17 protein-coding genes and 2 rRNA genes are annotated in these 19,799 nt (G+C 34.2%); all 19 read left to right on the top strand.

The annotated features are described in order from the left end of the window. Positions 1-945: an adenosylcobinamide-phosphate synthase CbiB gene (cbiB, locus tag FRIFI_RS12965; RefSeq protein WP_166506060.1), complete on the top strand. Its 945-nt coding sequence runs from the start codon at positions 1-3 to the stop codon at positions 943-945. 8 nt (positions 946-953) lie between these two features. Beyond that, on the top strand, positions 954-2,024 hold the full coding sequence (locus FRIFI_RS12960; RefSeq protein WP_166506059.1) for a pyridoxal phosphate-dependent aminotransferase: 1,071 nt from the start codon (positions 954-956) through the stop codon (positions 2,022-2,024). Position 2,025: 1 nt separating this feature from the next. After that, positions 2,026-2,925: a GHMP family kinase ATP-binding protein gene (locus tag FRIFI_RS12955; RefSeq protein ID WP_166506058.1), complete on the top strand. Its 900-nt coding sequence runs from the start codon at positions 2,026-2,028 to the stop codon at positions 2,923-2,925. Continuing rightward, positions 2,901-3,533 (top strand): cobalt-precorrin-8 methylmutase, encoded by a 633-nt coding sequence (locus FRIFI_RS12950; RefSeq protein ID WP_166506057.1) that lies wholly within the window; start codon positions 2,901-2,903, stop codon positions 3,531-3,533. Before FRIFI_RS12955 ends, FRIFI_RS12950 begins: the two co-directional genes overlap by 25 nt. Positions 3,534-3,541: 8 nt before the next feature. Beyond that, positions 3,542-4,690 (top strand): cobalt-precorrin-5B (C(1))-methyltransferase CbiD, encoded by a 1,149-nt coding sequence (gene cbiD, locus FRIFI_RS12945; protein WP_166506056.1) that lies wholly within the window; start codon positions 3,542-3,544, stop codon positions 4,688-4,690. Next, positions 4,687-5,304, top strand: a complete 618-nt coding sequence (locus FRIFI_RS12940) for a cobalt-precorrin-7 (C(5))-methyltransferase (RefSeq protein ID WP_166506055.1) — start codon at positions 4,687-4,689, stop codon at positions 5,302-5,304. Before cbiD ends, FRIFI_RS12940 begins: the two co-directional genes overlap by 4 nt. Further along, positions 5,301-5,861, top strand: coding sequence for a decarboxylating cobalt-precorrin-6B (C(15))-methyltransferase (locus tag FRIFI_RS12935; RefSeq protein ID WP_166506054.1), 561 nt, complete (start codon positions 5,301-5,303; stop codon positions 5,859-5,861). The genes FRIFI_RS12940 and FRIFI_RS12935 overlap by 4 nt, the downstream gene beginning before the upstream one ends. A gap of 1 nt (position 5,862) precedes the next feature. After that, on the top strand, positions 5,863-6,618 hold the full coding sequence (locus FRIFI_RS12930; protein WP_166506053.1) for a cobalt-precorrin-4 methyltransferase: 756 nt from the start codon (positions 5,863-5,865) through the stop codon (positions 6,616-6,618). Further along, positions 6,602-7,726 carry a cobalt-precorrin 5A hydrolase gene (cbiG, locus tag FRIFI_RS12925; RefSeq protein ID WP_166506052.1) on the top strand — a complete coding sequence of 375 codons (1,125 nt, stop codon included), beginning with the start codon at positions 6,602-6,604 and terminating at the stop codon, positions 7,724-7,726. The genes FRIFI_RS12930 and cbiG overlap by 17 nt, the downstream gene beginning before the upstream one ends. Next, a complete protein-coding gene (gene cobJ / locus FRIFI_RS12920) occupies positions 7,723-8,448 on the top strand; it encodes a precorrin-3B C(17)-methyltransferase (RefSeq protein ID WP_166506051.1) in 726 nt (241 codons plus the stop codon). The genes cbiG and cobJ overlap by 4 nt, the downstream gene beginning before the upstream one ends. Continuing rightward, a complete protein-coding gene (gene cobK / locus FRIFI_RS12915; RefSeq protein WP_166506050.1) occupies positions 8,445-9,197 on the top strand; it encodes a precorrin-6A reductase in 753 nt (250 codons plus the stop codon). Before cobJ ends, cobK begins: the two co-directional genes overlap by 4 nt. Before the next feature lie 18 nt (positions 9,198-9,215). After that, positions 9,216-10,016, top strand: a complete 801-nt coding sequence (locus FRIFI_RS15195; protein WP_195929228.1) for a sirohydrochlorin cobaltochelatase — start codon at positions 9,216-9,218, stop codon at positions 10,014-10,016. Between the two features lie 21 nt (positions 10,017-10,037). After that, positions 10,038-10,757, top strand: a complete 720-nt coding sequence (locus tag FRIFI_RS15190) for a cobalt-factor II C(20)-methyltransferase (protein WP_195941057.1) — start codon at positions 10,038-10,040, stop codon at positions 10,755-10,757. A gap of 29 nt (positions 10,758-10,786) precedes the next feature. Further along, complete coding sequence (gene hemC, locus FRIFI_RS12905; protein WP_166506049.1) at positions 10,787-11,692, top strand: hydroxymethylbilane synthase; 906 nt, start codon at positions 10,787-10,789, stop codon at positions 11,690-11,692. Continuing rightward, the gene (gene cobA / locus FRIFI_RS12900) at positions 11,682-13,190 is read left to right on the top strand and encodes a uroporphyrinogen-III C-methyltransferase (protein ID WP_166506048.1); all 1,509 of its coding nucleotides are present in this window, start codon (positions 11,682-11,684) and stop codon (positions 13,188-13,190) included. The genes hemC and cobA overlap by 11 nt, the downstream gene beginning before the upstream one ends. Before the next feature lie 48 nt (positions 13,191-13,238). Continuing rightward, positions 13,239-14,216, top strand: a complete 978-nt coding sequence (gene hemB, locus FRIFI_RS12895; RefSeq protein WP_092922243.1) for a porphobilinogen synthase — start codon at positions 13,239-13,241, stop codon at positions 14,214-14,216. A gap of 112 nt (positions 14,217-14,328) precedes the next feature. After that, on the top strand, positions 14,329-14,919 hold the full coding sequence (locus FRIFI_RS12890) for a precorrin-2 dehydrogenase/sirohydrochlorin ferrochelatase family protein (RefSeq protein ID WP_092922246.1): 591 nt from the start codon (positions 14,329-14,331) through the stop codon (positions 14,917-14,919). Positions 14,920-15,123: 204 nt separating this feature from the next. Next, positions 15,124-16,626: ribosomal RNA gene (locus FRIFI_RS12885) — 16S ribosomal RNA — on the top strand. 235 nt (positions 16,627-16,861) lie between these two features. Beyond that, positions 16,862-19,764, top strand: a 23S ribosomal RNA gene (locus FRIFI_RS12880). Together the 16S and 23S rRNA genes form the textbook arrangement of a ribosomal RNA operon. Positions 19,765-19,799 lie beyond the last annotated feature (35 nt).

Raw genomic sequence — 19,799 nt, 5'->3', positions numbered from 1 at the left:
ATGAATATATTATCTATTTATATAGGATACATAATAGATTTAATAGTAGGAGATCCATATTCATTTCCTCACCCGGTTAGATATATTGGTAAATTAATAAAGAAAACTGAAAGTATAATAAGAAAAAAAGCTAAGAGTGATAAAGATTTAAAAATAGGCGGATTTTTCTTATGGTTTATAGTAGTAGGTATAACGTATTTAGTTACGTATTTAATAATAAAAATAAGTAGCTTTATACCAGGAGGTTTTTTAGTAGCAAATTCAATATTAATATATACAACGTTAGCTACTAAATGTTTAAAAGATGAGGCAGTCAAAATATACAATGTATTAAAAACAGGAGACATAGAAAGGGCAAGAATACAAGTATCTTATATAGTAGGAAGAGACACTACTCAACTAAATGAAGGTGAGATAATTAGGGCCACTGTGGAAACTGTTGCTGAAAATACTGTAGATGGAATAATTGCGCCTATGTTTTATGCATTTATAGGAGGAGCTCCTCTTGCTATGGCATATAAAGCAGTCAATACTTTAGACTCAACAGTAGGATATAAAAATGATAAGTATAAAGACTTAGGATTTGCATCAGCTAAGATTGACGATATAGCTAACTTTATACCAGCTAGGATATCTGTATTACTTATGTCTATAGGGAGCTTATTAGTAGGTCATAACTGTAAAGAAGCTTTAAAAATAGGTATAAGAGATAGAAAAAATCACAAAAGTCCAAACTGTGCTTATGCTGAGGGTGCTGTTGCAGGGGCTTTAGGAGTACAGTTAGGTGGTACGAATGTTTATTTTGGAAAAGCTGTCTATAAGCCTACAATAGGAGATAAACATAGAGAAATAGAAGTAGAAGATATAGTTAGAACAAATAAAATAATGTATGCTTCATCTATAACTTCAATGATTGTATTTACAATAATATTTATATTACTATAGGGGGATTTATGAAAGATTTAGGACATGGAGCTAATGTAGAGCAAATAGCAAAAACTTATAATATAGACCCAAAAGAAATAATAGATTTTAGTTCTAATGTAAATCCAGAGGTCATAAAGGATTTAGACAAGTATATACTAGAAGGATTAAAAGAAAGTAGAAGTTATCCAGATATAAATTACACCAATTTAAGAAAAAATATAGGTGATTATCTAAATATTAAAAGTGAATATATAATACCTGGAAATGGTGCTACAGAATTAATCTATTTATTAATGAAAGTTATAGGTAAAAGGCTGGCGATATTAAATCCTACATTCTCAGAATATAGAAGAAGTGCAAAATTAAATGGATTAGAAGTTATAGATTTAAATCTAAATGAAGAAAATCAATTTTTAATAGATATAGATGTAATTAAAAATAATTTAGATAAGTTTGATAGCTTATTTATATGTAATCCTAATAACCCAAATGGTAAGGCTCAGGAGTTAAATGAGTTACTAAACATATTGAAACAAAATAATAAACTTTTAATAGTTGATGAAACCTTTATGGAATTTGCGGGAAATGAAGAAAATTATAGTTTAGTAAAAAACATAAAAAACTATGATAATTTATTTATAATCAAAGCGGCAACTAAATTCTTTGGAATGCCTGGACTAAGATTGGGATATGGGATTACGAGTAATAAAGATATAATAAATAAAATTTATCATTATAAAGAACCTTGGACTATAAATGCATTTGCAGATACTTTATCTAAGTATATATTTAAGGATAAAGAGTACATAGAAAATAGTAAAAGTTATTATATCCAAGAGCGAGAGTATATGTTAAAAGAGTTAAGAAGTATAGAAAATATATCAGTTTATGATACTGATACAAATTTTCTATTAATTAAACTGAACAATAGAAGGGCAAATGAAATAAAAGTCGAATTATTAAGAAGAAGCAAAATTCTTATCAGAGATGCATCGAATTTTATCGGATTAGATGATAGATATATAAGAGTTGCAATTAAATCTCATGATGATAATAAAACGCTTATAGAGAACATGAAAAACTTATTAGGTGATTAGCATGAAATATTATGGATTTTGTCCAGCATCATGTGGAGAATTTGTACAAGGTATGGTAGATGGAGAAGAATATCTTAGTTCATATGCTATAGATATGTATTCAGTAGCAATGGTTGAAGAAAAGCTAGGAGAAGTAAGTGTAGGGCCTAGTAAATCTAGAAAAGCTATAGAAGCTGTTTTTGAAAAATTTAACTTGCCTATCAAAGATAGTAAAAATATTTCTTTAAGTATAAAAAGTGATATACCAATAGGTAAAGGTATGGCTAGTTCAACAGCAGATATAGGAGCTACTATAGTAGCTACTCTAGATTTGATAGGAAAAAATTTAACTAGTGAAGAAATATCTAAGCTTGCATCTACTATAGAACCAACAGATTCTACATACATAGAAACTAATTGTATATTTAATCCACTTAGTGGAGAAATAGTGAAAAATCTAGGAAGCATAAGGGATTGTAGAGTAGTAATCTTAGAGCCTAACAAGATACTAGATACTATGAAAATAAGAAGTAACCCAAACTATAGAAATATAAAACTAAAAAATCAAGAGATTATAAAAGAATCATTTTATCTTTTAGAAGAAGGTATAAAAAATAATGATTTAAGTAGTATTGGAAAAGCATGCACTTTAAGTGCTTTAGCTAATGAAAATATAGACCCCAAAGAAGGGTTAAAAGATATAATAAATATTTCTCAAAATTATGGTGCCTATGGTGTAAATATTGCCCATAGTGGAACTGTAATAGGGATTATTATAGACAATTATATGAATGATAATAAACTCATAGACATTTTAAAAGAACATAAAATACATAAAACATATAATAAAATTTATACTCTAGATATTGTAGATGGAGGAATTAGGAGGGAACTACCATGGAATATATCAAAAATCCTATGATGATAGAAGAAAAAAGCTTCATAATGATACAAGAAATAATAGATGAAATAAGACCAGGGTATGAGTACAAAAATGAAGTAGAAGAAAAAATAATAAAGCGTTGTATACATACAACAGCAGACTTTGAATATTTAGATATATTAAAAATATCGGATACAGCAGTAGAAAATATAGTAGATGCTTTAAAAAACAATGCAACTATATATACGGATACTAATATGGCTTTAAGTGGAATAAATAAAAGAAGATTAGAGGCATTAGGTTGTAAATATAGATGCTTAGTGGCAGAAGAAGAAACTGCAAAACTAGCTAAGGAAAAAGGAATAACTCGTTCGATGGCAGCTGTTGAGATAGCAGCAAAGGATTCAGGAAGAAAAATATTTGTGCTTGGAAATGCGCCAACAGCTTTATATAAAGTAATGGAAATGAGAGATGCAAAAGAACTTGAAGTAGATGCTGTAATAGGTGTTCCAGTTGGATTTGTTGGAGCAGCAGAGTCAAAAGATGAATTAGAAAAAACAGATATACCATACATCATATCAAAAGGAAGAAAAGGTGGAAGTAACTTAGCAGCAGCTATAGTTAATGCTATTTTATACACTATGTAGGTAATATTATGGAAGAGTATGTATATATAGAAGGTAAAAAGTATAGAAGAGGATACACAACAGGTTCTTGTGCTACAGGAGCATCAAAAGCTGCAACATACATGCTATTAACTAAAAAGAGTATAGATACTGTAAATATAGATACTCCAAAAGGCATACCATTGACATTGAATGTATTTAATATAGATATTAATGATGATTACGTCGAATGTTCTACAGAAAAAGATGGTGGAGATGATATTGATGCTACACATACTATGCATATTCACGCTAGAGCTGAAATCATCAATAGAGAAGATAATGAAGATATAGTTGTGTGTGGAGGAGTAGGTATTGGAGTAGTAACTAAAAAAGGATTGAGTGTTGAGGTTGGAAAGCCAGCAATTAATCCAACTCCTATGAAAATGATACATAGTGAGTTAAGAAAAGTAGTTGGTGAAGATATAAGTAAAGTTATAGGTAAAAATAAATCTTTAAAGATTACCATATTTGCACCAAAAGGAGAAGATGTAGCAAAAAAGACATTTAATCCAAGGCTTGGAATAGTTGGAGGTATATCTATCATAGGAACTACAGGCATAGTAGAACCTATGAGTGATGAAGGATGGAAAAAATCTTTGTCTATAGAACTACAAATGAAAAGAGAACAAGGATTAGATAAGATAATTCTAGTACCAGGAAATCATGGAGAACAGTTCATAAGAGAAAATTTGGGATTAGATATGAAATATGTAATAAGAACTAGTAACTTTATAGGATATATGCTAAAAGAAGCCCAGAGAATGGGTTATAAGAAAATACTTATGGCAGGTCATATAGGAAAATTTATAAAAATATCAGCTGGTATATTTAACACACATAGTAAAGTAGCTGATGCGAGAAGTGAAATATTAGTATCTAATCTAGCATTAATGAAAGCTCCATATGAATTTTTAGAAAAGATAAGTGAGTGTCTTACTGCTGAAGAAGCCGTTGAACTTATAAATAATAGTGAGTACAAAAGCTTTTACAATTTGGTAAGTAACAAATGTAAGCATAAAATTAAACAATATCTATGTGATGATGATATGGACGTAGAGGTTATTATGTTTTCTATGGACAAGACATTACTAGGTAAATCAGATAATACAGATAATCTAGTGGAGGTATTTAGATGATAAATGTCATAGGGTTAGGGCCAGGGAATACTGATTATATAACTAGATTAGGTGAGAAATTAATTAAAAACTCTGATGTTGTAATTGGAGGAAGAAGGAATTTAGAATCGATAAAAGATTTTGAAGGAGAAAAGATAGAGTTAGCATCAAATTTAAAAGAGATAGTGGATTATATAAATAATAATAAAGATAAACAAATATCTGTTATAGCATCAGGTGATCCATTGATGTATGGAATAGGAAGATATCTTTCTAAAAATATAGACACTAATAAATTAAATATAGTATCAGGAATTAGTTCGCTTCAATATATATTTTCAAAAATATATGTTGATATGAACGACCTATATATAACTAGTAGCCATGGAAAAGTACCAGACTTTGATTATGTACTTTCTCACAAGAAGGTATGTATGGTTACTGATAAAATAATTGGTCCTAAAGAAATATGTAAAGAAATAATAAAAAGAAATCTAGATAAAACAGTTGTAGTAGGAGAAAATCTATCCTATGAAAATGAAAGAATTACAATAGGAAAACCAGAAGAAATTTTAAAAGTAGAAAACTTTGATATGTGCGTAGTTGTAATACTAGAAGGTGGAGATTGCATATGAAAAACAGTGAGTTTATAACAGGAAAAGTTCCTATAACAAAAGAAGAAGTTAGAGCAGTATCTATAATTAAACTAGACTTAGCAAATGCTAAAAGATTTATAGATGTAGGAGCAGGAACAGGCAGTGTAAGTATAGAAGCCGCACACCATTATCCAAATCTAGAAGTTATTTCTATAGAAAGAAATGATGATGCTATAGATTTAATAAATAAAAATGTAGAAAAGTTTGAGTTAGATAATGTAGAAGTAATTAAAGCATATGCCCCTATAGATATAGAAGGAAAAGTGGATGCTATATTCTTAGGTGGAACAGGTAATAAACTAGAAGAAATACTAATTTGGTCTAAGGATATGTTAGTAGAAGGTGGAAGACTGGTAGCGAATTTTATAATAGTAGATACATTTAATGAAACTTTAAGATTATTAAGAGAGTATGGATTTGAAAATATAGATGTTTCAGTTTTAAATGTAGCTAAGCTAGAGAAATTAGGAAGAGGAGAATATTTTAAACCTCTAAATCCAATCTATATAATATCTTGTAAGAAAGGGAGAGACTAATATGTTAAACAAAATACATTTCGTAGGAGCAGGACCAGGAGATAAGGAATTAATAACTTTAAAAGGATACAAACTTTTAAGTAATGCAGATGTAGTAATATATGCAGGTTCATTAGTTAATCCAGAACTTTTAGAATACTGTAAAGAAGGTTGTGAGATACATAATAGTGCTCATATGGATTTACACCAAATTATAGAAGTAATGGAAAAGGGCGTTAGAGAAGGAAAATCTGTAGTAAGACTACAAACAGGAGACTTCTCTATATATGGATCAATAAGAGAACAAGTTGAAGAATTATTTAAATTAGATATAGATTATGATTGTACACCAGGAGTGAGTTCATTCTTAGGAGCAGCATCAGCTTTAGGAGTTGAATATACAGTTCCAGAAATATCTCAAAGTGTAGTGATAACAAGAATGGAAGGAAGAACCCCAGTACCTGAAAAAGAATCAATAGAGTCTTTTGCCAAACATCAAACTTCTATGGCTATATTCCTATCAGTACAAGATATAGAAAAAGTAGTAGAAAGACTTCATGAAGGTGGATATCCAATGGATACTCCTATAGCTGTTGTTTATAAAGCTACTTGGTCAGATGAAAAGATAGTAAAAGGAACATTACAAGACATAGCTAAAAAAGTAAAAGAAAATGATATAAGAAAGACTGCTTTAATATTAGTAGGACAATTCTTAGGTAAAGAATATAACAATTCGAAGTTATATGATAAGGACTTCAAACATGAGTATAGACAATAAAATAGCCATAGTTTGTATAACTGAAAATGGAAAGAATCTGGCATTTGAAATACAATCCAAACTTAATAATGGAGATGTATATCTAATAAGAAATAAGAAGAATAATTTTAAGATAGATGAAGAAAAAAATAATGTATTCTTAGTAGAGGATAAGCTTAGTAATTTAGTTCCTAGTTTGTTTGAAGAATATCAATATATTGTATTTATAATGGCTACAGGTATAGTAGTGAGAGTTATAGCTCCTTATATAAATAATAAATTTAGTGATCCTGCTATATTAGTAGGCGATGAAAAAGGACAAAACCTTATAAGTTTACTAAGTGGTCATATGGGAGGAGCTAATGAAATGACTACTTATATAAGCGAACTAATAGGAGCTAATCCTGTTATAACTACAGCAACAGATGTAAATAAAAAATCGTCCTTAGATATGATTGCTAAAAAATTAGATGCTCATATAGTGAATTTTAGAGAAAATGTTAAAGATGTAAATGCTATGTTAGTTAATAATCAAGAAGTTGGATTATATATTGATGGGAATTATGAAATAGACACTAGAGGATTTAAGATATTAACTAATTTTGAAGATGTAGATAGTACAGAAAAAATAGTTATTATAAGTAGTAAAAACAACTTTATAGATTACTATATAGAAAATAAAAAAGAGAATGAATTAGATGAACAAATGCTAAGAAAAAAATGTAGTGAAGGTAACATTATAAAGGTAGTGCCAAAGGAAATAGTAATAGGTATTGGGTGTAGAAGAAATACAGAAAGCAGTTTGTTACAGGAGTCTTTAAACAATTTGTTACATCAATACAATATTGATATTAACTCAATCAAAGAGATTGGAAGTATAGATGTAAAAAGTGATGAAAAAGCTATAATAGATTTAGCATCAAGTTTATCTGTACCATTTAAAACTTTTTCAGTTGATGAAATATCTAAGGTAGACCATCTATTTGAAAAATCTGACTTTGTAAAAAAGAATGTAGGGGTGTACTGTGTTTCTGAACCAGTAGCATATCTGCTAAGTGAAGGAAATTTAATAATAGAAAAACATAAATATAAAGGAATAACAATTTCTGTAGGGAGAGTGTCAAAATGATATACGTTATAGGTATAGGACCTGGAAGTAAAGAATTAATGACTATGCAATGCATAAATGCAATAAAGGATTCTGAAGTTATAGTAGGATATAAAACTTATATAAATTTAATAACAGACCTTATTGAAGGAAAAGAAGTAGTACAAAATGGAATGAGACAAGAAATAGATAGATGTAGGGAAGCTGTAGAAATAGCTAAGACTGGTAAAAAGGTTGCAGTTATAAGTAGTGGAGATGCAGGTATATATGGAATGGCAGGATTAATATTAGAACTTGTATCTAAAGAAGAACAAAATATAGAAGTTAAGGTTATACCTGGTGTAACTGCAAGTATAGGTGCAGCAGCAATACTTGGAGCTCCTATAATGCACGATTTTTGTCATATAAGTTTAAGTGATTTATTAACTCCATGGGAAGTTATTGAAAAGAGACTAAGATTAGCAGCTGAAGCTGATTTTGCGATATGTCTATATAACCCAAGAAGTAAAGGTAGAAGTGAACATTTAGCTAGGGCATTTGAAATAATGGGAGAATTTAAAGATGGAAAAACTCCTGTTGGAATAGTTAAGGATGTAGGAAGAGAAAAGGAAGAAAAGTTCATATGTACTTTTGATACTATGGATTTTGAAAGAGTTGATATGACTACTATGGTTATAATAGGGAACAAATCAACATTTATACATGAAGATTTAATGATAACTCCAAGAGGTTACAATATATGATATTAGTTTTAGGTGGAACATCAGACAGTATAGAAATATGTGACAGACTTAATAAATATAAAAGCCTAGAATATATACTTTCTGTAACAACTAATTACGGAGAGGATCTTGCAAGAAAGAAAGCAAAAAATGTTATAAATGGAAGGCTATCAAAAGAAGATATGATAGATTTCATACAAAGAAATAACATAACCAAAATTATAGATGCTACACACCCATATGCTATAGAAGTATCTAAAAATGCTATTGAGTGTGTTGAAGAAACAAAGATAGGCTATATAAGATATGAAAGAAAGTCTTTAATAGATGATATTACTTATGAAAATAAATACATAGTAAGTAGTATAAAAGATGCTTGTGAAGTAGCAAGAAAAAAAGGAAATAACATATTTATAGGAACAGGTAGTAAGCATTTACCAGAAATAGTTGAGCTTATACCAGATAGAAATTTAATAGTTAGAGTACTTCCTACAAGTGAAGTGATATTAAGTTGTGAAAAATTAGGGCTAAATGCAGATAATATAATAGCTATGAGAGGCCCTTTTAGCCAAAGTATAAATGAAGAATTTTATAAACATTATGATATAGATATTGTGATAACTAAAGAAAGTGGTATAGCAGGTGGTTTCTTAGAAAAAGTAAATGCTTGTGAATCGCTTAATATACCTGTAGTAATTGTATCTAGAGAAAAAATAAATTATCCGTATGTTGTAAATAGCATAGACGAAGTAGAAGATTATATAAAATAAATTCAAGGTGGGATTAGTATGAAAAAAGCAGTTTTAGTAGTGAGTTTTGGTACTTCTTACAAAGAAACGAGAGAAAAGACAATAGAAGCTTGCGAAAATAAAATAAAAAATGGGTTAGAAGGATACGACTTCTTTAGAGCATTTACTTCTAACATGATAATAAGAAAATTAAAAAATAGAGATGGAATAGAAATTGAAAATCCAATTCAAGCTTTAGATAGATTGTATGAAGAAGGATATGAAGAAGTTATAGTTCAAACACTTCATATAATATGTGGTGAAGAATTTACTAAATTAAAAGAACAAGTAGATAGTTATCAAGATAAATTTAAGAAAATCATATTAGGTAGACCATTGCTTACATATATAGAAGATTACAAGGAAACAGTAGAAGCTATAAAGCATCAAATACCTCAAATGCAAAAAGATGAAGCTGTTGTATTTATGGGACATGGAACATTCCATGAGTCACATGCCTCATATCCAGCATTAGAGTACATGATGAGGGATGCAGGGATAAATGCTTACGTTGGAACTGTTGAAGGATACCCAGAAATAGACAATGTTGTAAAAAGATTAAAAGAAGATAATATAAAAATTGTCAATCTAATGCCTTTTATGTTAGTAGCAGGAGACCATGCTATAAATGATATGGCAGGAGAAGATGAAGACTCTTGGAAAAATATATTAGAAGATTTTGGATTTAAAGTAAAAATTCATTTACAAGGATTAGGGGAAAATCCATACATACAAGATAAATTTATGAATCATGCAAATGATTGTGTAGAAAAAATAAATGAATTAGGACAAATTTGTTAATTAACTAGGAGGAGATTGAAGATGGCAAAATTTTATGGAATAGGTACAGGACCTGGAGATAGCTCATTATTAACGATAAAAGCAGTAGAAACTTTAGAAAAGTTAGATATATTATACACACCAGAAGCTAAAAAAGGTGGGGAAAGTTTAGCTTTATCAATAGTAAGTAAATATTTACCAGAAAAATTAGAAATAAAATCAAGACACTTTCCAATGAACTTCAATGATGGAGAAAAAATAGTAGCTTGGAATAAAATAGCTGATGAAATCGTTGAAGATGTTAAAGAAGGTAAAAATGTTGGTTTTGTAACATTAGGAGATCCAATGATATATAGTACGTATGTATATATAATGGAAAGACTTATAGGAGATATAGATGTTGAAACTATACCAGGGATATCTTCATTCTCTAATATAGCATCAAACCAAAACTTCCCATTAGTAATGGACAGAGAGCCTCTAATAATAATACCGTGCACAATAGAAGAAGAAAAAATAGATTATGCATTAGAAAATTATAGCTCTATAGTATTAATGAAGGTATATAAAAACTTTAAAGAGATAGTAGCTAAGTTAGAAAAAAATGGACTTATAGAACATGCTATATTAGTTAGTAATTCATCTCAAGATAAAGAAGTGGTATACTATGACTTAAGAGAAGTTAATCTTGAAGAAAAGATATCTTACTTCTCAACTATATTAGTTAATAAGGAAGTTAAAAAGGAAGCTCAAGTAGGATAACATTATAACATCTAAAGGAGATTTGAGTTATGAAGATAATTGTTGGAACTAGAGGAAGTAAGTTAGCAGTTACTCAAACTAACTGGGTAATAGATAAGCTAAAAGAAAAGAATCCTAGTGTTGAATTCGAAGTTAAAATAATAAAAACTAAAGGTGATATAATACAAAACGTTAGTCTAGATAAAATAGGTGATAAAGGCTTATTTGTTAAAGAAATAGAGCAACAACTAATAGATGGAGATATAGATATGGCTGTTCATAGTATGAAAGATATGCCATCATCTTTACCTCATGGATTAAAGTTTGCGGGGATACCTAAAAGGGAAGATCCAAGAGATGTACTTATATTAAAAGAAGGATATTCTAGCATCGAAGACTTACCTCAAGGAGCAACTATAGGAACTGGGAGTAAAAGAAGAAAACATCAATTATTGAAACATAGACCTGATCTAAATATAGTTCCAATAAGAGGAAATGTAGATACTAGAATAAGAAAAATAAAAGATGAGAATTTAGATGGTATTGTTTTAGCCGCATCTGGAATATTAAGAGTTGGTTTAGAAGATAAAATTAGCTGCTATTTGCCAACAGACATAGTAGTGCCAGCACCAGCACAAGGGGCATTAGCAATAGAGATAAGAGAAGATAATTATCAAGTAGAAGTAGTGGTAAACTCGTTACGAGACGAATTAACCGAACTTCAAGTTAGTGCAGAAAGAGGATTCTTAGATGGTGTTAACGGAAGTTGTCATATTCCTATGGGAGCCTATTGTGAAGTGAAAGAAGATGGAATAAAGCTTACTGGATTATTTGGCGATGAAGAAGGCAAAAGATTAATTATCAAATCAATAGAAGGAGATAAAGATTCTCCAAGAGAGTTAGGTAAAGAATTAGCTAAATTAGTTTTAAAGGAGTATGAAAAATATGAAGGGTAAAGTTTATCTTGTAGGTGCAGGACCTGGAGATTATAAATTACTAACATTAAAAGGTCTGGAATGCGTACAAAAAGCAGACGTTATAGTATATGATAGATTAGCAAATGAGAACTATTTAAAAGAAGCTAAGCCTAACTGCGAATTTATATATGTAGGAAAAGCATCAAGCAATCATACTCTTCCACAAGAGGATATAAATAGAGTTATAGCAGATAAAGCAAAAGAAGGGAAAATAGTAACTAGACTCAAGGGTGGAGACCCATATGTATTTGGTAGAGGTGGAGAAGAAGGAGAACTTCTAAGAGAAGAAGGAATAGAGTTTGAAGTTGTTCCAGGAATAACTTCTGCTATAGGTGGATTATGCTATGCAGGTATACCTATAACTCATAGAGATTATGCATCTTCTTTCCATGTAATAACAGGTCATTTAAGAGAAGATGATAAAGAAAATCCAGAAATAAACTGGAATGCTTTAGCAAATACCAATGGAACACTAGTATTTTTAATGGGAGTTGCGAACTTACAAAAAATAAGTTCTAACTTAATAAAAGAAGGAAAGTCTAAAGATACTCCTGTTGCTCTTATAAGTTGGGCAACTAGATATAATCAAAGAGTAGTAATATCTACCTTAGAAAATGTATATGAAACAGCAATAAAGGAAGGTGTGAAACCACCGACGCTTATAGTTGTTGGAGAGGTAGTAGGACTTAGAGATAAGTTAAACTTCTTTGAAAATAAGCCACTATTCAGTAAACGTGTAATAGTGACTAGGTCAAGAACACAAAGTAGTTCACTAGTAGAAAAAATAAGTGACTTAGGTGGTAATCCTATAGAGATACCAACTATAAAAATAGATAAAATAGAAAATAATATAGAACTAGAAAATGAAATAAATAACATTAAAGATTATACATACTTAGTTTTAACAAGTAAAAATGGAGTAGACATATTCTTTGATAAATTAGATGAAATGGGGCTTGATAGTAGAGCTCTAGCAAATTTAAAAGTATGTGCTATAGGAAGTGCTACAGCTAAAGAGATAAAAAATAGAGGAATAAAAGCAGATATAGTTCCAGAAAAGTTTGTAGCAGAGTACTTATTTGAAGAATTAAAACCAATGTTAAAATCAACAGATAAAGTATTAATGCCTAGAGCGAAAAATGCTAGAGATTATCTAGTTGATAAAATAGGTGAAATTTGTGAAGTCAAAGAAATACATACATATGAAACAGTAGTAGATTCTACAAGAAAAGATGAAGTTTTAGAACTATTAGATCAAGATAATGCTGATTATATAACTTTTGCTAGCTCATCTACAGTAAAGAATTTTGTAGAAATAATAGGTGAAGAGAATATAGATAAATTAAATAATATAAAAGTTATATCTATAGGACCTATAACAACACAGACGATTAAAGAATTAGGTTTAAACCTGTATAAAGAAGCAGAAGTTTCAACTATAGATGGAATGATTAGCACTATTATAGAAGATAAATAAGTATTATAATTGATGTGTAGTTATTTATATATTTATGGAGGCGACAAAATGTTAAGAAGACCTAGAAGACTAAGAGTAAATAAAGCTACAAGAAATTTAGTTAGAGAGACTAAGTTAAATGTTGAAGATTTTATATATCCTCTATTTGTAGTAGAAGGTGAAAATATAAAAAGAGAAATATCATCTTTACCAGATGTATATCATTTTTCACTAGATATGCTAGAAGAGGAGATAAAGGAATTAAAAGAATTAGGAATAGAACATGTAATATTATTTGGTATACCTCATGACCATGAAAAAGATCCTCATGGAAAAGAAGCATATAATGACAATGGTATAATTCAAAGGGCTATTAGAAAAATAAAAGAAATAGACAGTAATATGAATGTAGTTACTGATGTATGTATGTGTGAATACACTAGCCATGGTCACTGCGGAATATTAACAGAAACTGGATACGTAGATAATGATATAACATTAGAATACTTATCTAAAATAGCAGTAAGTCATGCAAAAGCAGGTGCTGATATAATCTCGCCATCTGATATGATGGATGGTAGAATAAAAGCCTTAAGAGAGGCTTTAGATAAAGAAGGATTTGTACATATACCAATAATGTCTTATAGTGTTAAGTATGCATCTACATTCTATGGACCATTTAGAGAAGCTGCTAACTCTGCACCATCATTTGGTGATAGAAAAACATACCAAATGGATCCAGCAAATAGTAATGAAGCATTAATAGAAGCTGAACTTGATGTGCTAGAAGGTGCAGATATATTAATGGTTAAGCCTGCATTATCTTATTTAGATGTAATAAGAAGAGTCAAAGATAATTACAACCTACCACTTGCGGCATATAATGTTAGTGGAGAGTATGCAATGCTTAAATCAGCTGTTAAAAATGGAATATTAAGTGAAGGAGCTATTTATGAATCTGTTATGTCTATAAAAAGAGCCGGTGCAGATATAATAATAACTTACTTTGCAAAAGATTTAGCTAAGATGATTAAAGAAAATAGATAAATATATACACAAAAAGGAGTAACTTTTGTTGCTCCTTTTTAATATACATAGTCAATAAATTATCTAGATTATTATACATGATAAAATAAGAGTAAAATAAGGAGAAACCAGTATGCTTTATCCAATAAATATAGATATAAGTGATATAAAGATAACTGTTATAGGAGGTGGAGAAGTTGCATATAGAAAGTGCAAAAACTTTTTAGCCTTTGGCAAAACAGTGAAAGTTATATCTAAAGATTACATAAATAAATTTGGAGAATTAAAAGATAAACTAGAAATTGTTAATGATGAATATAAAGAAGAATACTTAAAAGATAGTTTTATAGTAGTTGCAGCTACAAATAATAAAGAAGTTAATAGAAAAATAGGTATATATTGTAGAGAGAATGGTAAACTAGTTAATGTAGTAGATGATATAGAATTATCTAATTTTACTGTTCCTTCATATGTAAAAAGAGGAGATTTGCTTATAAGTATATCGACAGGAGGTAAAAGTCCCTCACTATCTTCTAAAATAAAAAAAGAATTAGAAGAAAAATATGATGATAGTTATGAAGAATATATAGATACATTAGGCGAATTAAGAAAAGAAATAATAAAAAAATATGAAGACGTTTCATTAAGAAGAAAAAAACTTAAAGCATTGATAAATCTAGATTTAGCAGAACTTAGAGAACTAAAAATAGAATATCAAAAATAAAAATAATAAAAAACTTTTAAAAAAGTGTTGACGATACAAAATTATGGTGATATAGTATTACTTGTCTTTAAGAAAAGGGCAAAACAAAAAAATGAACTTTGAAAATTAAACAGTAGGTTAATTTATATAACTAATGATTCTTAAAAGAATCGAAAACAAACCAAGCCAGATATTCAGATAATGATAGTCTGAGCAGGAAAACTTATATTTGAGAGTTTGATCCTGGCTCAGGATGAACGCTGGCGGCGTGCCTAACACATGCAAGTCGAGCGATTTACTTCGGTAAAGAGCGGCGGACGGGTGAGTAACGCGTGGGTAACCTGCCCTGTACACACGGATAACATACCGAAAGGTATGCTAATACGAGATAACATGTTTTTAGCGCATGGTAAAAACATCAAAGCTTTTGCGGTACAGGATGGACCCGCGTCTGATTAGCTAGTTGGTAAGGTAACGGCTTACCAAGGCGACGATCAGTAGCCGACCTGAGAGGGTGATCGGCCACATTGGAACTGAGACACGGTCCAAACTCCTACGGGAGGCAGCAGTGGGGAATATTGCACAATGGGCGAAAGCCTGATGCAGCAACGCCGCGTGAGCGATGAAGGCCTTCGGGTCGTAAAGCTCTGTCCTCAAGGAAGATAATGACGGTACTTGAGGAGGAAGCCCCGGCTAACTACGTGCCAGCAGCCGCGGTAATACGTAGGGGGCTAGCGTTATCCGGAATTACTGGGCGTAAAGGGTGCGTAGGCGGTCTTTCAAGTCAGGAGTGAAAGGCTACGGCTCAACCGTAGTAAGCTCTTGAAACTGTAAGACTTGAGTGCAGGAGAGGAGAGTAGAATTCCTAGTGTAGCGGTGAAATGCGTAGATATTAGGAGGAATACCAGTTGCGAAGGCGGCTCTCTGGACTGTAACTGACGCTGAGGCACGAAAGCGTGGGGAGCAAACAGGATTAGATACCCTGGTAGTCCACGCCGTAAACGATGAGTACTAGCTGTCGGAGGTTACCCCCTTCGGTGGCGCAGCTAACGCATTAAGTACTCCGCCTGGGAAGTACGCTCGCAAGAGTGAAACTCAAAGGAATTGACGGGGACCCGCACAAGTAGCGGAGCATGTGGTTTAATTCGAAGCAACGCGAAGAACCTTACCTAAGCTTGACATCCTTTTGACCGATGCCTAATCGCATCTTTCCCTTCGGGGACAGAAGTGACAGGTGGTGCATGGTTGTCGTCAGCTCGTGTCGTGAGATGTTGGGTTAAGTCCCGCAACGAGCGCAACCCTTGCCTTTAGTTGCCAGCATTAAGTTGGGCACTCTAGAGGGACTGCCAGGGATAACCTGGAGGAAGGTGGGGATGACGTCAAATCATCATGCCCCTTATGCTTAGGGCTACACACGTGCTACAATGGGTGGTACAGAGGGCAGCCAAACCGTGAGGTGGAGCTAATCCCTTAAAGCCATTCTCAGTTCGGATTGTAGGCTGAAACTCGCCTACATGAAGCTGGAGTTACTAGTAATCGCAGATCAGAATGCTGCGGTGAATGCGTTCCCGGGTCTTGTACACACCGCCCGTCACACCACGGAAGTTGGGGGCGCCCGAAGCCGGATAGCTAACCTTTTGGAAGCGTCCGTCGAAGGTGAAATCAATAACTGGGGTGAAGTCGTAACAAGGTAGCCGTATCGGAAGGTGCGGCTGGATCACCTCCTTTCTAAGGAGAATTGCCTACTGTTTAATTTTGAGAGTTCATTGAATAAATGAAAATCTCAAAAAAATGCGCGTGGCGCAGACTCATTAATTTGAGCAACGTAGCACGACCGAATGGGAGTGACCGTTGGCGATATGCGAAGCATTTTAGTACTTTGAAAACTGTATAACATTTAGTGATATGACATCATTTTTTTATAAATAGACAAGAAAAGTCTTTAAAATAACTTTTAATAACTGGTCAAGTTATTAAGGGTGCAGGGCGGATGCCTTGGCACTAGGAGCCGATGAAGGACGTGATAAGCTGCGATAAGCTTCGGGGAGTTGCACGTAAACTTTGATCCGAAGATTTCCGAATGAGGAAACTCACTTAGAGTAATGTCTAAGTATCGTTAAGTGAATTCATAGCTTAGCGAGGGGAACCCGGGGAACTGAAACATCTAAGTACCTGGAGGAAGAGAAAGAAAAATCGATTCCGTAAGTAGCGGCGAGCGAACGCGGAACAGGCCAAACCAACAAAGTTTTCTTTGTTGGGGTTGCGGACATATCCTAAAAGTCGAGGTCATCGTAGATGAAGAGAGTTGGAAAGCTCCGCTATAAAGTGTAACAGCCACGTAGTTGAAACGATAATTCGATAGATATGATCCAGAGTACCACGGGACACGTGAAACCCTGTGGGAAGCAGGAGGGACCATCCTCCAAGCCTAAATACTACCTAGTGACCGATAGCGCATAGTACCGTGAGGGAAAGGTGAAAAGAACCCCGGGAGGGGAGTGAAATAGAACCTGAAACCCTGCACTTACAAGCTGTGGGAGCACATTTCTTGTGTGACCGCGTACTTTTTGTAGAACGGGCCAACGAGTTACGTTAAGTAGCAAGGTTAAGCACTTAAGGTGTGGAGCCGTAGCGAAAGCGAGTCTTAAATGGGCGATTTAAGTTACTTGACGTAGACCCGAAACCGGGCGACCTATCCATGAGCAGGTTGAAGCGAAAGTAAAATTTCGTGGAGGACCGAACCCACGAGCGTTGAAAAGCTCGGGGATGACTTGTGGATAGCGGTGAAATTCCAATCGAGCCCGGAGATAGCTGGTTCTCCCCGAAATAGCTTTAGGGCTAGCCTTGAGCTTAGAGAAACGGAGGTAGAGCACTGAATGTCCTAGGGGGTATTGCACTTACCGAAGACTATCAAACTCCGAATGCCGTCTTCTTTTGCTCAGGAGTCAGACTGTGGGTGATAAGATTCATAGTCAAGAGGGCAACAGCCCAGATCGTCAGCTAAGGTCCCTAAATGTACGTTAAGTGGTAAAGGATGTGGGATTGCACAGACAACCAGGATGTTGGCTTAGAAGCAGCCACTCATTTAAAGAGTGCGTAATAGCTCACTGGTCGAGTGATCCTGCGCCGAAAATTTCCGGGGCTAAAACGTACTACCGAAGCTACGGCATCATTTATGATGGGTAGGGGAGCTTCGTATGCAGGCTGAAGCATGACCGTAAGGACATGTGGACAGTATACGAGTGAGAATGTTGGCATGAGTAGCGAGACGTGGGTGAGAATCCCACGGGCCGTAAACCCAAGGTTTCCAGGGGAAGGTTCGTCCGCCCTGGGTTAGTCGGGACCTAAGCCGAGGCCGAAAGGCGTAGGTGATGGACAACAGGTTGATATTCCTGTACCACCAATAACCGTTTGAGGAATGGGATGACACAGTAGGATAAGCTAACCACACTGTTGGTTATGTGTGGCTAAGTACTGAGGCAGTCAAGATAGGCAAATCCGTCTTGATAATGCTAGGGTACGATGGGGAGCCCTTTTGGGCGAAGTAGCTGATTTCACACTGTCGAGAAAAGTCTCTACCGAGGTTAAAGGTGCCCGTACCGTAAACCGACACAGGTGGGTGAGGAGAGTATCCTAAGGCCAGCGAGAGAACTATTGTTAAGGAACTCGGCAAAATGACCCCGTAACTTAGGGATAAGGGGTGCCATCCTTTGGATGGCCGCAGAGAATAGGCCCAAGCGACTGTTTACCAAAAACACAGGTTTCTGCTAAGTCGCAAGACGATGTATAGGAGCTGACGCCTGCCCGGTGCTGGAAGGTTAAGGGGATCTGTTAGGAGTAATCCGAAGCAGTGAACTTAAGCCCCAGTAAACGGCGGCCGTAACTATAACGGTCCTAAGGTAGCGAAATTCCTTGTCGGGTAAGTTCCGACCCGCACGAAAGGCGTAACGATTTGGGCACTGTCTCAACAATAGACTCGGTGAAATTGTAATCCCGGTGAAGATGCCGGGTACCTGCGACAGGACGGAAAGACCCCATGGAGCTTTACTGTAGCTTGACGTTGGGTCTTGGTACTACATGTACAGGATAGGTGGGAGACTATGAAGCATGGACGCCAGTCTGTGTGGAGTCACCCTTGGGATACCACCCTTGTAGTACTGGGATCCTAACCAGAGGCCTTGAATCAGGTCTTGGGACACCGTCAGGTGGGCAGTTTGACTGGGGCGGTCGCCTCCCAAAAAGTAACGGAGGCGCTCAAAGGTTTCCTCAGCACGGTCGGAAATCGTGCGAAGAGTGTAAAGGCAAAAGGAAGCTTGATTGCAAGACATACAGGTCGAGCAAGGACGAAAGTCGGACTTAGTGATCCGGTGGTTCCGCATGGAAGGGCCATCGCTCAACGGATAAAAGCTACCCTGGGGATAACAGGCTTATCTCCCCCAAGAGTCCACATCGACGGGGAGGTTTGGCACCTCGATGTCGGCTCATCACATCCTGGGGCTGTAGTAGGTCCCAAGGGTTGGGCTGTTCGCCCATTAAAGTGGTACGCGAGCTGGGTTCAGAACGTCGTGAGACAGTTCGGTCCCTATCCGTCGCAGGCGTAGGAAATTTGAGGAGACCTGTCCTTAGTACGAGAGGACCGGGATGGACGTACCTCTGGTGTACCAGTTGTTCTGCCAAGGGCATGGCTGGGTAGCTATGTACGGAATGGATAAGCGCTGAAAGCATCTAAGCGCGAAGCCAACTTCAAGATAAGATTTCCCACCGTAAGGGTAAGACCCCAGGAAGACTACCTGGTTGATAGGTCGAAGGTGTAAGTGCAGTAATGTATTTAGCGTATCGATACTAATAGGTCGAGGACTTGACCAAAATAAACCTAAAGGTTTATATCGCCAACCAAATCA

This window comes from Romboutsia hominis, assembly GCF_900002575.1.
GTDB lineage: Bacteria > Bacillota > Clostridia > Peptostreptococcales > Peptostreptococcaceae > Romboutsia_C > Romboutsia_C hominis.
The sequence above is the reverse complement of the archived record's forward strand: the minus strand, read 5'-3'. Positions and strand labels throughout refer to the sequence as shown.